15 protein-coding genes are annotated in these 13,943 nt (G+C 67.3%); 4 read left to right on the top strand and 11 right to left on the bottom strand.

Translation table 11 applies throughout. The features are described 5' to 3' along the window. The 11 genes from AB0C96_RS42455 to AB0C96_RS42405 all read right to left on the bottom strand — a co-directional run. On the bottom strand, positions 1–594 hold a 594-nt coding region (locus AB0C96_RS42455; RefSeq protein ID WP_362925587.1), incomplete at its 3' end, for a trehalase-like domain-containing protein. Then, positions 578–1,729 carry a glycosyltransferase gene (locus AB0C96_RS42450; protein ID WP_362925585.1) on the bottom strand — a complete coding sequence of 384 codons (1,152 nt, stop codon included), beginning with the start codon at positions 1,727–1,729 and terminating at the stop codon, positions 578–580. The genes AB0C96_RS42450 and AB0C96_RS42455, both read right to left, overlap by 17 nt. Positions 1,730–1,881: 152 nt before the next feature. Beyond that, entirely contained in the window at positions 1,882–2,787 is a 906-nt protein-coding gene (locus AB0C96_RS42445; RefSeq protein WP_362925583.1) for an aminoglycoside phosphotransferase family protein, read from the bottom strand. A gap of 697 nt (positions 2,788–3,484) precedes the next feature. Next, a complete protein-coding gene (locus tag AB0C96_RS42440; RefSeq protein ID WP_362925581.1) occupies positions 3,485–4,048 on the bottom strand; it encodes a histidine phosphatase family protein in 564 nt (187 codons plus the stop codon). Continuing rightward, positions 4,041–4,802, bottom strand: a complete 762-nt coding sequence (locus AB0C96_RS42435) for an SDR family oxidoreductase (RefSeq protein WP_362925579.1) — start codon at positions 4,800–4,802, stop codon at positions 4,041–4,043. The genes AB0C96_RS42440 and AB0C96_RS42435 overlap by 8 nt, the downstream gene beginning before the upstream one ends. Beyond that, the gene (locus AB0C96_RS42430) at positions 4,787–5,923 is read right to left on the bottom strand and encodes a hypothetical protein (protein WP_362925578.1); all 1,137 of its coding nucleotides are present in this window, start codon (positions 5,921–5,923) and stop codon (positions 4,787–4,789) included. The genes AB0C96_RS42435 and AB0C96_RS42430 overlap by 16 nt, the downstream gene beginning before the upstream one ends. Further along, positions 5,923–7,071: a glycosyltransferase family 9 protein gene (locus tag AB0C96_RS42425; RefSeq protein WP_362925577.1), complete on the bottom strand. Its 1,149-nt coding sequence runs from the start codon at positions 7,069–7,071 to the stop codon at positions 5,923–5,925. Before AB0C96_RS42425 ends, AB0C96_RS42430 begins: the two co-directional genes overlap by 1 nt. Further along, a complete protein-coding gene (locus AB0C96_RS42420) occupies positions 7,068–7,646 on the bottom strand; it encodes a phosphoribosyltransferase (protein ID WP_362925575.1) in 579 nt (192 codons plus the stop codon). Before AB0C96_RS42420 ends, AB0C96_RS42425 begins: the two co-directional genes overlap by 4 nt. Positions 7,647–7,702: 56 nt before the next feature. Continuing rightward, complete coding sequence (locus AB0C96_RS42415) at positions 7,703–9,502, bottom strand: DUF4254 domain-containing protein (RefSeq protein ID WP_362925573.1); 1,800 nt, start codon at positions 9,500–9,502, stop codon at positions 7,703–7,705. Next, positions 9,499–10,158 carry a hypothetical protein gene (locus AB0C96_RS42410; RefSeq protein WP_362925572.1) on the bottom strand — a complete coding sequence of 220 codons (660 nt, stop codon included), beginning with the start codon at positions 10,156–10,158 and terminating at the stop codon, positions 9,499–9,501. Before AB0C96_RS42410 ends, AB0C96_RS42415 begins: the two co-directional genes overlap by 4 nt. 6 nt (positions 10,159–10,164) lie before the next feature. After that, positions 10,165–10,635 (bottom strand): NUDIX hydrolase, encoded by a 471-nt coding sequence (locus AB0C96_RS42405; protein ID WP_362925571.1) that lies wholly within the window; start codon positions 10,633–10,635, stop codon positions 10,165–10,167. Positions 10,636–10,858: 223 nt separating this feature from the next. Here AB0C96_RS42405 and AB0C96_RS42400 point away from each other — a divergent pair, with 223 nt between their 5' ends. The 4 genes from AB0C96_RS42400 to AB0C96_RS42385 all read left to right on the top strand — a co-directional run. Then, on the top strand, positions 10,859–11,986 hold the full coding sequence (locus tag AB0C96_RS42400) for a helix-turn-helix transcriptional regulator (protein WP_362925589.1): 1,128 nt from the start codon (positions 10,859–10,861) through the stop codon (positions 11,984–11,986). Between the two features lie 17 nt (positions 11,987–12,003). Then, positions 12,004–12,573: an isochorismatase family cysteine hydrolase gene (locus tag AB0C96_RS42395; protein WP_362925570.1), complete on the top strand. Its 570-nt coding sequence runs from the start codon at positions 12,004–12,006 to the stop codon at positions 12,571–12,573. Between the two features lie 4 nt (positions 12,574–12,577). Next, on the top strand, positions 12,578–13,489 hold the full coding sequence (locus AB0C96_RS42390) for an FAD-dependent oxidoreductase (RefSeq protein WP_362925569.1): 912 nt from the start codon (positions 12,578–12,580) through the stop codon (positions 13,487–13,489). Between the two features lie 240 nt (positions 13,490–13,729). Further along, positions 13,730–13,943, top strand: a 214-nt coding sequence (locus AB0C96_RS42385) for a transposase (protein WP_362925568.1), incomplete at its 3' end; no start/stop codon positions are given.

Here is a 13,943-nt window from a genome sequence, read left to right as displayed (position 1 = left end):
CTCCGGGTCCGGCAGGGCCGGCGGCTGGTGGTGCGAGGGCTGCCAGCTGATCGTGAACGCGATCCGCTCGCCCGGCGAGACGGTGAAGTCGGAGACCACTGTTCCGTGGCGGGCGGTCGCACTTGTGGGGGTGTCCAGCCACACGGAGTCGGGGCCGGCAACCGCGACGGTCCGGCCGTCGACCGAGTGGACCCAAGGCACGACCTTGCCGTACGCGAACCGCATCCGCAGCTGCGAGCGCATCGGGACGCGCCCGCTGATCCCCTCCACGATGCGGATTACCTGGGGTGCGCCGTCGCGCGGCGGCATGAAGCCGATCACCCGGACCGTGCCACGTGGTGTGTCCCACTCGGTTTCCAACACCAAGCTGTCGCCTCGGTAGCGGCGGCGGTCAACAGGTCGGGGGCTGGCGCCGGGAGCATGGGCCGGGCTGATGGACCAGCAGCCGTGTTCCTCCGTGCCGAGCAGCCCTGCAAAGACCGCCGGCGAGTCGAAGCGGGGCAGGCACAGCCAGTCGACCGTGCCGTCCCGGCGCACGAGAGCGGCAGTCTGCATATCGCCGATGAGCGCGTAATCCTCAATGGGCATGGACATGGGTTTGTGTCCGATCGTCGTGCGGGAGCGTTCCGCGGGGAGGCACGGCAGCAAGGAACCGCCGGGTGACACGGCCTTTGGTGAACAGGCGGGATTGTTCGTAAGCGGCCTGCGCGGCCTCGCAGTAGGCGCGGGGAGACGCGAGGAGAGCGCGGGCAAGGTTCAACAAGGCGCGGGGCCCGTGTTGTGGTTCGGCCAGCAACGCCCGTTCTCGCTGCGCTGGACCGATCAGGTAGGGCAGATTCCCGCTCCGGTATCCGATGACGGGGACTCCCACAGCCATGGCCTCAAGAGCCACCATCCCCAGTGAGCCGGTGGACGGCGTGATCACGATCGCGGCCCCCGAGAGCCAGGCGGGCACGGCATGCCACGGCAGCCCTCCAGACCAGCTCATGTGCGCCGCCAGATCCACCTGGCGTCGACAGGTCTCCGCCAGGGCGATGCCGGCTGGTCCTGACTGCAGGTAGTGCGTTGCTGCCGCGACGCGCATCACGCAGGAGCTGACGGTGGTCGCCTGGTGCCGTGCCGCTCGCAGCAGGGCAACAATGCCGTTGGAGGTGTCCCCTACCGCGCTCAGAATGCGGACGTCCCCGGATTGCAGACGGCCCAGCACACTGACGGGATTGGGTTCGGGCGGTTCGTGGAGGAGGGCGTGAGGGACCACACCCCACGTCGATGTGTCCCAGCCACGTTGGTGCGCGGCGTCGAGGACCGCTGCTGTTGGGGCCAGAACGATATCGGCCCGTGTCAGCGCTATCGCGTCGCGGTCGTCGGGCAGTCGTTCCACTGTCAGCAACCGGCACACCCCATCGGGGAGGTTCATGCGCAGCCGGCCCAGGCCCCACAGCGCGTCGGTGCACAGCACCGTGTCGGCGTTGTGCCGGTCGATCAGCGAGCGCAGCTGACGCTGAAGTCCCCACGCGCCGGCGCTGATTGCTTCCCGGAGCGTGTCTGGAGGGCAGGGCAGGCTGACGGGCAAGTCGATCTGCTCCACGACCACGCCCTCAAACCTGGGGCCGAGCATTGGCTGAGCCGCGGTGACGATCACTGCCCGGTGTCCGGCACGCGCCAATCCGACGGCCAGGGCTGCGGCGGCCTTCACGGAGCCTGAAGCCGCGTTCATCTGCCAGGCCAAACAGACCACCAGCACGCTCCGGCGACCACAAGCGGCTGCCAATCCGCCCGGGCGGGGTCGGGGAAGCACGATCGCGGGTTCCTCAGGGCGCTGCGGGGGCTGCCAGGGCTGGCGCGGGTCGGGGGTGCGAAGGGAGGCTGCGCTAGTCATGCTCACCAGCGCACTCCGTCCGCCAGCAACTTCAAGGTGGTGCGGGCACGTTCGGTGACATCGGGCTCACGGCAACGGACGCCTTGGAGCAGGCCGTCGACAGCATCCATCGCGGCCAGGGCCGGCAGCACCTTTCGCTCCGGAACCGTCAGCTCACGCCCATATCCGCTGAAGAACATTCGCCGAAGCCGCGGAGATTGCATCCAGGGGCCGAAAGCCAGTTGCACGAAATCGTCGACGGCCAGCGCAGGCCGCGCCTGCCCGAAATCGAGCAGAGCAGCGCACCCGCTGGGCCCATCCCACAAGAAGTTGAGTTCCCGCGCGTCACCATGGACGAATGCCGTAGGGCACGCCTCCAGCTGGGGCAGGTCCCTGACCAGGCGAAGCACCATCTTCTGCTCGTCATGCGAGAGGAGGGCACCGGCCGCAGTTACGCCCTGGCCCGCGGATGCCGTCCGTGCACGCACCTGTGCTAGCACATCCACCGAGGCGCGGGGGGTGACCAGCGTGTCATGAAGTTCACGCAGCAGGTAGCCCGCTTGGCGGTGCAGCCGGATGAGGTCGTTCATATCGAGCACGGCTGGTGCCACCGTCTCACCGGGCACTGCGGTCAGAAGCATCGCCAGCTGACCGGGATCAGCCGCTTGGAGCCGTGGAGCGCGGCCGGGATCGAGAGCAGGTACCGCGAATCTGTAAGCGTGGACTTCGCGGTCATAGGAGGCTTTCGTCGACGCAAGCTTCAGGAAAAACCGCGTGCCGTCCGCACAGGTCAGCTCCCACACCTTGGAGTTCGTGCGGCTCCGTGAGGCGTCCAGCACACCCGTGGTGGCGCCGAGCACACACGAAGCCCAATCGAGCACGCAGTCAGGAATCGTCGATCGATGCGGGGGATGGGGAATCTTGGTCACGATGCCCACCCCGCCTCCACAGGAGAGCGCCTGATCGGTGCATGCCAAGTGTGGAGGGTGTGCGCGGTACCGGCAGCACGGGGACCGTGGAGCACGCAGTGGCCGTGCTCCAACACGAAGTGCGTGCCGATCGTGAGGTGACGGCTCATAAGGACTCCTCGAAAAAGCAGTTCGATGAAGTGGTCCGCATTCGAGCCGGAGCGGACGGGGACGGAGCGGATCCGGGGGGTCAGGCAGCTGCGGCTACGGGCCGCGGCCTTGAAGCGCGCATCGCATCCAGCTGCGCGGCAAGGGCCCAGAAGTCGGTGAGAACGTTGGGATCTTGTGGGAGGAGCCACAGGCGGAAGGGCTGGCACCCACCACGATGAAAGCGCTCGTCGTCGTACGGGCAGGACAGCTCTCGCCCCTTCACCCCCAGGCGCTCGCCCAAGAAGCTCCCCTCGGCCTCCGGCTCCACCGGCACGTGAAGCCACCGGTGCCACTGGCACAGAAGCACCGGACCGACGGTCGCGCCGGCTGGGACGAGAGCTTCCAGGGCTGCCAGCCCGGTCGAAGGGCGGAGGGAGAGCGCTGCCCATTCTCGATCGGGCAGTGGGTCCGGGTGGGGCCGTTCGTCGAACTGGTGCCACCACGGATACGTGGTATTGACTCCAGTGGTCGATGAAGTCGACGAGAACGCGGTCGAGGGCATGGCGCATCACGCATTCGCACTTGTGAAGCGGCGGATTTCGGCGAAGTTCCAGGGGGCGACTGCCGCAGTGGCGAAGGCGGCGGGGCCTTCGTGGAGGTGGGTGAGCACGCCGAGGATCAGCTTGTGGGACACGGCGAGGAGGGAACCGTGGAGGTGCGCAGTGCGCCGTAGGAAGCAGGCGCAGCGAGCTGCACGGGTGTGGAGTTCGGCAAGGCTCTCCGCGTCCTCGAAACGGAGCGAGGGTTCGGTGAGTCGGCGGTTTCGCCACGACTGGTAGTCGGGTGGGCAGGCATCGGAGGTGCGACCGAGGACGCTGCTCGGGGCGCGCCACTCCGCCAGCAGCCTGGACGTGTCGACGATCGGCAGTCCGGTGAGGTGCGCGACGAGGTCGGCAGTCTGGCGGGCTCGGGGAACGGGGCTGGTGACGATGCCGGTGATGTTGTCCGGCAGAGGCAGGGCGTGTCGTACCTGCTCGTGTCCTTCCTCGGTCAGCGCTGCGTTGTACGGGGCATGGTGGCCAGGGCGCTGGCCTTCGTAGGCGCCGTGGCGCATGAGCCAGATGTCAGCCAAGGATCCAGCCTCCGTCGATGCGCAGGGTCTGGCCGGTGATAAAGCCTGCGTCGTCGGTGGCGAGGAAGGCGACGGCTGCGGCAACGTCCTCTGGACGGCCCCTGCGTGGGACGCACTGACGGGCCAGCTGCCGGGCGGTCATGGCGACCGGGTCGGGGACGACGGAGTCCTCGGCAGCAACGCGGATGGAACCGGGCGCCACGCAGTTGACGGTGATGCCGGAGGCGCCGAGTTCGCGGGCGAGGGCGCGGGTGAGCCCTTCGAGGCCGGCCTTGGCGCTGATGTAGCCGCTCAGGTCATGGCGGCCTGCTGCAGCAAGGACAGAGCCGATCGTGACGATTCGTCCCCACCCACCGGCGGTCATGCCGGGCGTCAGCTCGTGGGCGAGGAGGTAGTGGCTGGTGAGGTTGGTGTCCAGCGCGTTCTGCCAGCTGTTGGGGGTCGTCTCCGCCCACGGTGTGCGGGGGTAGGCGCCTGCGTTGCTGACGAGGACATCGATCGTCCCAAGCTGTTCGCTAGCCTGTCGGCAGAGCCATCGGACGGCTTCGGGGTCACGGAGGTCGGCTTCCAAGGGAAGTGCGGTGCCTCCGCTTCGAGCGATTCGTTCGACGATGTGGGTGGCGGCTGGCTGGTCGCCGTGGTGGGCCACGATGACGGCGGCGCCCTGAGCGGAGAGGCGTCGGGCGATGGCGGTGCCGATACCGCCGGTGGCTCCCGTGACGAGGGCCGTGCGCCCGTTCAAAGGGCCGGGCATGGGGACTCCAGCGGGGAGAAGTAGGCGACGGGGTCGAAGGAGGGGCTCATGGCCTCTGCCAGCCGGGCCAGGAGCACGAGCCGGTCTTCGGGGGCCAACTCGGCCAGGTTGTAGACGGCGAGGATCCGCATGGCGACGTAGGGGCGGAGCAGGTCGGCCAGGTACGTGCCGGCCCAAAGCCGTTCGGCAACTGGCAGCACCAGCTGCTCCCAGTAAGCGTTGATGGCAGTTCGCCGCGGTGCTGAGAGGCGCCATGCGTAGTCGATGTGGACGGTGTTCGTGGTGCGGTCGACGGTGGCTCGCAGGAGCTGGGGGGTGTTGGCCTCGATGTGATCGAAGGTGGCTCGGTGGTCGGCGAAAGCGGCCGGGTTGTAGGTGGGGACCAGCCAGCCACCGAGGGCGGAGGCGTACCACAAGAAGTTCGCGAACTCGCCCGGGATGCTGTTGAGGCCGGCGGTGTCATAGTCGAGCCAGGCCAGGGGGTGGGCGAGGTTGACGTCGGTCGGATCACCCTGGGTGAGAGCCGCCCAGACAGGTTCAGGCTCGGCGAAGTGGTCGTGAAGCCGACGGAGGGTGGCGGCCCAGTCGAGGTGGAGCCGCTGGCCGTTGATGTTCAACGCGTACGTGCCGAGGCGGGAGACCGGGATGTCGACGATGCCGGCGGCGGCTGGGAAGTCCCGTCCGCGATAGTAGGCGTCAAGACGACCCCCCGGCGCCGCGCGATCCCAGTACAGCTTGCGCACGACCTGGGCTTGGTCGGCGCGCTGCGCGGTGGTGAGGATGGCGTCGCGGTAGGCAGCGGTGAGCTGGCGCATGTAGGCGTGGAGTTCGCTGCTGGGTTCGTGCGCATTGAGGAGGTCGAGTAGGAGTCCGCGGTCAGGACCGATGGGGAGCCGTTCGTACGTGAGCACGTATCCGCCCGGCACCCGTAGGCGGGCGCGAAGAGCGGGTACGCGGTAGTGCCGGCCAAGGCGGGCGTGGCCGCGGATCTCGTCGCGGGCTTCGGACGGGTTACGCGTGTACTTCACAAGCAGGTGCCGGTCGAAGAAGTCGACGGGGAGAAGCAGGTTGCGGGTGAAACGGCGCAGCGGGCCGATCCTCAGGTGCGTTGGTCCGGTCATCACCTGCTCCCATCGAGTAGGTCGGAACAGAGCTGGGCGAGCGAGGCGGGTGTGATGGCCTCCATGTGCCTGTCCGCATTCGCGGAGAGGACGTCGCGTAGGGGGCACAGGTCGCCCTGGTGCATGCGGTCGGAGAGGTCAGTGGCGACGGCGTGGTGGTGGGGCTGGCCGGTGCGCCATTTGCTATGGCTGTGCCGGGCATAGAGCCCGATGACCGGCGGGCCGGCGCCGTCGGGTCTGCGCGCCAGTCCGGCGAGGTGGGTGAGACCAGTGTCGTTGCCGACGACCAGGTCGCACTGTGGGAACAAATCGGCAAGGTGAACGGCAGACACCCCGTCAAGGCGCAGGACCTGGACGCAGTGGGCGGGGCTTTCAGCGGCGGCGTGAATACCGCCGTTCTGGCCGCCGATGAGCAGCAGCTGGGTGGGTGTTCCCCGCGCGTGGGCGATGCGTTCGGCTACCTCGATGAAGCGTTGCACTGTGTAGTCCTTGCGCTCGGGCCAGCTGGTTGCGGTGATGGCGGCGATGGTCAGCCCGCTGAGCCAGCCTGCGGTCCGCAGTTGTTCCACCAGGCCGCTTGACCGGTCGGTGAGCGTTGGGGCGAAGGGAGCAGTGCCGGGTAATCGGACGCCGAGGCGGCGTTCCAGTGCCAGGTAGTGGCGTGCGGGCAGGTCCGGGTGCGCCCGTCCGCCCGATGACCAGCAAGGTGGCGCGGCGGGATCGCAGACCAGGGCCGTCGCAGCCTCCGCCTGACGGGCCTCGATTCCCAACCGGTCGCCGATGACAACACGACGGCCGTTGGGCGGGGTGTCCGGGTTCTGAGTGACCAGGCCGCAGCGGGCGATCAGTTCGGCGTGCGGGCCGGTTGCCCGGACTGTGGGTGGATCGGAGTGCAGGCCGATCCATTCCGTCAGAGCGCGGACGGCAGAGAGGGCGAGGAGGCTGTCGCCGAGCTTCCCGTGGAAGGCCACCTCGATGTCGCCGCACTGGCTGAGGCGGTCGGTGAGTTCGACCGAGGCGGGGAGGGGAAGGGATGCACCGACCGGGAGGTCGTCGCGGTCGTATCCGAGCGGCGTGGTGTGGACGGCAGTGGTGGGGATGCTGGGAGAGCCAGGGTGGAAATGGATCCCAGCGGAGAGGACCTTCACGCTTCTGCCTCGATTGTGGTGAGGGCGACCAGCGGGAGGCCGAGATCCTCGTTGAGGAGGCGGCGGGCCCCGCGCGTGGTGTCCTCCACGAGGCAGGCGGCAGCCAGTGGGATGGCTCCCGCCTCTCGGAGGGCCTGGGTGAGGTTGGCCAGTGTCCTGCCGGTGGTGACCTCGTCGTCCACAAGGACGATCCGCTGCCCCGGTGTGATGCCGTAGGCAAAGACTTCGGTACGCATCGCGTGGGGTTCGCTGAAACGGACCGCGCCGTCGAGCGGGAGGTGCAGCTTCCAGGCGATCTTGTAGGGGAGCTGTGCGGCGGCGGCCAAGGAGACGGTGGGCAGGATGCCACCGGCGTCCAGGCCGAGGAGGAAGTCCACGGGGCCGAGTTCTTCGGCGACGTGGTGCTGGATGCGCTGCCACAGGCAGGCGCCAGTGGTTGCGAGGTTTTGGGGGGTGACGGGAGCTTCGAGGCCATCCAGGGAGTGGATGACGCGTTCGCGTCGGCTGGTCGGACTGACACCCAGTCGTTCGACGATGCGGGCGGTGAAAGGCGGTGCGGCCAGAGTTTCGGGCACGGCAAATTCCCTGTGGGCGAGGTGGAAGGTGGACGAAACTGGCAGGCAGTGGCTCGTCAGGCCGCGAGCTGCACGGCGTACCAGGTCAGAAGCTGGTCGACTGCCGGGATGACAGCCCCCAGGGCCTGTTCGCTGCGGCCGTCGCGCCAGGCGGTGGATATCTCCGCCAGGGGCGGTACAGAGAGGCCAGGCAGCTCGGGCAGCCGGGAGGCAGCGGTGAGGATGCGGTCGGGACCGTTCTCCCACTGATTGTGCTCGCGAAGGAGGAGACGGCAGGCCAGGACAAGGTGCTTGTACAGCTGCCGCAGTGTCTCGGGGCAGGCGTCGGTGCGCAGCCGCCGCATGGTGAGGATCACCTGAGGGAGTTCGCGGACAGCAGCCAGAGCGAGTTCGTCCTGTGTGATGGACGGCAGCTCCAGATCGGATGCGTAGTGAAGAACGGGCTGTCCTTGCTGAAGCTGGTACAGCGAAAAGGCCAGGCGCGGCGTGAGCCGCCGCGCGGTCAGCTCGCCGGGTGTGACGAGAGTGAGCCCGAGAGCAGCCGCATCGCGCAGCGCAGCCCGGTAGCGTTCCAGGGCTTCGGTGATCCTGTCGGTGACGTCGTGTTCGGCGACCACCAGCAGGTCCAAGTCCGACCAGCCGGCGATCCAGGTTCCCTCGCCGGGGCTTCCCGTCAAGGCCACCAGCTGCACGGCCGGACCGTTGGCGCGAAGGGCGTCGACGAAGTCGGACGTGGCCGCCGCCACCGGCGCCGACAGACCGAGGCCGTACGCGGTGGCGATGCGAAGTCCGCCCGGGCTCGCGGGAGCAGCTATCCGCAGGAGCCGGGCGCGCAGAGCGGCGACGCTCCCGGAGTTGTCGATCACGTGGTCGGCCACGGCGGCGACCTGGTGTGCGCCGCGGCTCATCTTGATCTCGTCCTTGGCAGCGACGGCCTGGGCCGGCATTCCGGATCGCGCTACCCGCACGGCGAACGCGGCGTCCAGGTAGACGATCTGCAGCTTGTCGCTCATGAGCTGCTTGAGCTCGGTGATCGAAGCGTTGTCGTGGACGGACTCGATGGTGAACAGTCGTGTGTCCACGTGCGCGTCCGCGAAGCGGTTCAGCTCGCCCAGGAGCATTTCGGCCTGGCGTCGTGCGGACAGTGCGTAGGGGTCCGCGAGGCCCTGACGATGGGCCGCCTGGCGAAGGAGAAAGCCGATCTTCAAGCGCTGGGCTCCACAGGTCTGCCGGACGAACTCAGCGCTGGTGCTTTTGCCGCACTCGCTCAAACCACCGAAGGCGATGACCCTGCCAAGGTGACGGCTGGGCTTGATGTCGGGTACCTCGAAGTCGTCGCATCCGTAGAGCTTGTAGCGGGCCGGCATTGGAAGGCGCTTGCGACCACATATGACGTCGGCGACGAGTGAGTCGAGAGCGGCGGACATCTCCTCGCGCTGCTGGAGGAGCGCAGGAACGCGGCGCCGAGCAAGTTCATCGCGCGCCGAGATGCGTTCGTTGTGCCATATCCGCAGGGTCAGCACCGACAGCCGGTCCACGACGGAGGCGAGCGTCTCGGTGTGCAGCGGCGCATCAGCGCGGCCTTCGTCCGCCAACGTCCCGAGGACTTCGTCTGCCCGTTCGGCCAGAGCGTTGCGCTCGGCGTTGAGCTGGTCGATTTCCCGCTTGCAGTCGGCGACCTGGACGGCGGTCAGGCGCGCGTCGCGCACCCGGTCCTCGGCGTTCCACAGGTTCGCGTTGACGCTGTGGAGTCGTGTCACCGCGTCGTCGAGACGCCGCCAGTCCTTCTCCGACAGCGTGGCGGTGGCTCGGGAAATCCCCGGCGGAAGGACCAGGATTGGGGAGTTCTGGGTCATCGGGGGCTCCCGTCCTCCAAAGAGGTAACTGGCAGGTGGGCGCTGACGCAGCCGAGCACCTCGGCATAGACGTCGTCTGTGGAGCGGTCCTGGCAGTCCACGACCGCCGAGTACACGCCGTTGTCTGCTTGGCGGAGCAGTACCGAGTGCAGCGCCATTTGGTAGGCGGGATAAATCCCGGTCCAGGAACGGCCTTCACGGGCACTGGTGATCGCATAGCTGCGGTCGGGATCACGCGCCGGCAGGAGGAGAACGGAGGTTTCCACCGGGGTGGACCGTGTCCCGGCGATGCCGGCCACGGTATCCAGTGCCTCCCGTCCCGCCAGACGGTCCTTGACCACACAGGTTGCGGCAGCCACGGCCAGGAGCATGGGAAGGCCCCGGTCAAGCAGACCCGTCCGGCCGGTTTCGCGAGCAGCGGCCCGCATGGCATGGCCGGCCAGCAGCATCGTGGTCAGCTCCATCGTCGTGGACGTCTCGAACCACCACGTGGCGTAGTCGTTGGTGGCCACCTTGGCCCACGGCTCTGGGTCGTGTTCGTGGACCGCGCCCAGCGGCTGGAAACCGCTCCAAAAGTCGGCCAAGCGCCGCAACTGCGTCGTCTTGCCGACGTTGTCAGGCCCATTGAGGCTGACGAAGTTCGGCACACTCTGCATCGGCGCTCACACCTTGCGGATCTGAGTGTCGAGGACAGAGGTGATCGCATCGGTGTTGGCGGAGATGAACTCGGACAGCTCCGGCGGCATCAGCTTCAGTTCGCGAATGGCCTCGGCGGTGAACGGGACCCGGACCACCTCGTATTCGCCACGTTCCGGCTTGGAGAACTCCGTCCCCGTTCGGGCAGAAAGGTTCATGGATGCCAGGCGGGCCGCGAAGATGTGCTGGATGCCGATGCCACCGCCCGCCAGGTCGTCGGTAATCAGGTGGACGAGTTCGGCGCGGTCCAACTTGCCGCCGAGTTCCTCGAACACCTCGCGGTGCAGGGCGTCCTCGATGGTCGGGTCTTCGTCCTCGACCCCGCCGCCGACCGACACCCAGTACGGATCTTTGCCCGGCTTGGTGCGCTTGATCAGGACCAGCTCATCACCGTCGAGGAGGATTGCCCGGGCGTTCCGCTTGACGATCTGTGCCATGCCAATTGCTCCTTCGAGTAGTGTTACTTGGCCAACGGCCCCCTGAACAGGTGGAATCCTGCGAGGGGTTGCTCGCCGCCTGGCGCTCCAGCATGGAGCACGCTGGGCCGGGAGCGGGATGCACAACTGCTGCACCAACGCCGTACCAACGCCGAACACCTGCCGCTAACCTGCGCGTTCGGCGCTGACACCCGGACAACGGACAGGGGGACTGGCAGTGGTCATGGTGCAGCGATGGTCCGGGCGAGAGGCCCGGTTGCTTCGTGAAGCCAAGCGGATGAGCATCCGTGACTTCGCCGAATACCTAGGAGTCAGTCACCGCGGCGTCTCGAAGTGGGAGGCCGGCGGAGAGCTCTACTTCCCGCGCTCGGCCTCGCAGGCCGTTCTCGATACCGCTCTCGCACGCGCCTCGGACGAGGAGAAGACACGGTTCGCGGAAGCCCTCGGCGGACACGCCCAGAGCCCGTCAGGCACTGCAGGGATTCAGGTCGACTCCCACAAGTTCCTACCCGTTTTCATCGGCATCGACCGCGCACAGCGGCTACGCGCCCACATGACGCAGGATGCAGCAACCGGCTGGATGGAGTCATCCTCGACCCGCGTGGAGCACCCGGAAGCACCGATGTGCACCCTCCACGTCTTCGCCTGCGGTGTCGCCGTGTTCCACCTGGTCCAGCCCCGGGAACCGGCCACCCTTACCGAACTGGCAGTGTGGCGTTACCGCTCCTACGCCTCCGACCTCACGTGGGCGAGGGCGACGATCCGCGAACTGCTGGACGCGAATCACCCCCTCGGGCCGAGCCCTCAGTACGTCCTCTCCCTCTATTGGCTGGCCTCCAGCCCATGGACCGGCAGCGAGTACGACACCGCTCTGCGCCTGCTGTCCACACCATCGGTGCTTGTCGACCGTGGGGCGCCAGACGGCCCCGCGCCCTTGCAAGGCTCGGTGGAAAAGGCACTCCTGGCCACGGGCTTTGATCACCCCGATATCGTCTCCTTCGGCGTACGCGGCGTCTCCACCGGATACGCGGGCTGGTCCGGAGTCTCCTACGCGTCGATTTCACAGGAACGCAGCCTCAGCGTCGATGAACTGGTCGACTGTGAACTGACCGTCCAGGCACTGTGGTGTTTCACTCACCAGGTTCAGCAACTGGTCGAGGAAGGGCAGGATCCATCCATGCCCGAAAGCTACGGCTGGCGCTTCCTTCGAGCCGCCTACTCCCGGCTCAGCACGGCACGCGCCCAGGAGACCGCGCAGCACTGCCTCATGCGCGAGGCCATCATCAACACCAGCGGCCTGACCGAACGACTCCGGGCCGCACAGGACGCGCTGCGCGAAAGCGCCAACTGAGAAGGCAGGGACCACGTATGGACCCCAGTAGAGCAGCGCTGGTCGTGATCGACCTGCAGAACGGCTTCGTGAACCACCACAGCCGCCATGTCGTCCCCGCCGTCCAAGACCTGGTGATCCGCTGGGCCGATGCAGGCAGGCCGGTCATCTTCACCCGCTATTTCAACCACCCCGGAAGCCCGTACGAACGGTTCTTCCAGTGGAGTCGACTGCAGGGGCCCCCTGAAACCGACATAGTCCAGGAGCTTGCCGGCCAAGCCACCGGCGCGTACGCGACCATCGACAAGACCGGCTACACGCTGTTCACGCCGGAAGCCACCGAACTGATCCGGAAAGCAGGCTGGACCGACCTGCTGTTCTGCGGCGTGGCCACCGAAAGTTGCGTCCTGAAGTCCGCCGCGGACGCCTTCGAGCACGGCTACGCGCCCAAGATTGTCACCGACGGCTGCGCAAGCGACGCCGGACCGGAAGTGCACGAGGCAGGCTTGCTTGTGGCACGCCGCCTTATCGGACCACGACAGCTGATCACCAGCGCCGACGTGATGAGAGAACTCTCAGCACCTTGTAGCGCCGTGGTGCTGGAATAGCCCCATGGCTGCCACACCATCTCGTACCAGTGATACCGACTTGATCGTTATCGGAGGGGGCCCGGCTGGCTGCGCTGCTGCTCGCATGGCCGCGAGCGTGGGCATGCGCTCAGTGCTCATCGAACCGGATCGCCTCTGCCGGAACCTCTACCGCATCACGGCTCTGAACAATGTCCTCGGCGGCTACACCAACGGACCCGAACTTGCCCACTCCATCTCAGCGGACCTGAAGCGCACAGACCGCTGCCGCATCGAACTCGGCCACCGTGCCACCGAGATACGCGCGTTCGACGACCACGTCGCCGTCACCCTGGAGACCGGTGCCCGTCTGACCGCCCCACACGTAGTCCTGGCCACCGGCGTGGGAGCACTCCAGCCCCGCGATGCTGATTGGATCACCGCCCCGCCGAACCTCACCCTGCCGCCGCTGTGGCAGGCCGAACCGCACCATGCCGAGGACCGCACGCTGCTCGTCCTCGGTGGCGATCGCCCGATCGGCACGTTCCTGCGGGCCTATCCGGACATCAACACCCGCCTGCTCGTGGCGTACCCCGCAAGCGATGAATACAAGGTCGAGGAGATCCGCGACGACCCTCGTGTGACCCTCCTGCGTATCGATCACCTGCTCCTACGCTCGCCACAAGGGCCTGTGATCACGGCTGAGGCGCTCAGCCGTGACGGAGAGCGGAGCACTGTCGAGGCCGACGTCACGTTCCTCAATATCGGCAGCGCTCCGATCGCCCCTCCGGGCGATCTCGTCCGTGACGCCGCAGGCTACTGCCCACCCTCTGACCAGCATTCCCGCATCATCATCGCTGGCGACCTGCGCTCGTCCCAATTCCAGCGGATCGCGACAGCCATGGGCTCCGGCAGCGAAGCCGCCTTGCGGGCCTACTACGCCACTCGGAATTCGTGACGTCCTGGAGTCAGGGGCGAATTGTGCGTCGAATCCGGTGCCGCACCGCTGTGGGCGCCGACGAGAAGGGGCGATGCCGATCCGCGGCGGAAGCACACACCGGCGCCGCCCCATCTCACCGATCCCGCAAGCCAGTTACACGATTTTTTGCGCCGACGTGACGCCTGGTCGCCCGGCTTAGAGCTCCTAACACAACGCTGGTAGCCGTGTCCTGTAGACGGGTGCGTCGGTTGGTTGGGTATGGGCAAGCGGAACCCTCAACCATGGCTGGTTGACGATGAGTTGTGGTCGAGAATTGAGTCGTTGCTGCCATCGTCACCTGATGGTCAGCCGCGGCCGGGGCGGAAGAAGTCGCTGGCGGACCGCAAGGTGCTGTGCGGCATCTTGTTCGTCCTCTACACCGGCATCCAGTGGGAGTGGCTGCCTGGTGAGCTTGGGTTCGGCTCAGGGATGA

The sequence above is a fragment of the Streptomyces sp. NPDC048506 genome (assembly GCF_040651315.1).
Classification (GTDB): domain Bacteria; phylum Actinomycetota; class Actinomycetes; order Streptomycetales; family Streptomycetaceae; genus Streptomyces.
The sequence above is the reverse complement of the archived record's forward strand: the minus strand, read 5'-3'. Positions and strand labels throughout refer to the sequence as shown.

What these genes read in the sequence shown, in the direction of transcription:
- AB0C96_RS42435 (WP_362925579.1), bottom strand. Translation starts at nt 4,802, where the DNA reads ATGCCCGGCCCTTTGAACGGGCGCACGGCCCTCGTCACGGGAGCCACC.
- AB0C96_RS42430 (WP_362925578.1), bottom strand. Translation starts at nt 5,923, where the DNA reads ATGACCGGACCAACGCACCTGAGGATCGGCCCGCTGCGCCGTTTCACC.
- AB0C96_RS42415 (WP_362925573.1), bottom strand. Translation starts at nt 9,502, where the DNA reads ATGACCCAGAACTCCCCAATCCTGGTCCTTCCGCCGGGGATTTCCCGA.
- AB0C96_RS42410 (WP_362925572.1), bottom strand. Translation starts at nt 10,158, where the DNA reads ATGCAGAGTGTGCCGAACTTCGTCAGCCTCAATGGGCCTGACAACGTC.
- AB0C96_RS42405 (WP_362925571.1), bottom strand. Translation starts at nt 10,635, where the DNA reads ATGGCACAGATCGTCAAGCGGAACGCCCGGGCAATCCTCCTCGACGGT.
- AB0C96_RS42400 (WP_362925589.1), top strand. Translation starts at nt 10,859, where the DNA reads ATGGTGCAGCGATGGTCCGGGCGAGAGGCCCGGTTGCTTCGTGAAGCC.
- AB0C96_RS42395 (WP_362925570.1), top strand. Translation starts at nt 12,004, where the DNA reads ATGGACCCCAGTAGAGCAGCGCTGGTCGTGATCGACCTGCAGAACGGC.
- AB0C96_RS42390 (WP_362925569.1), top strand. Translation starts at nt 12,578, where the DNA reads ATGGCTGCCACACCATCTCGTACCAGTGATACCGACTTGATCGTTATC.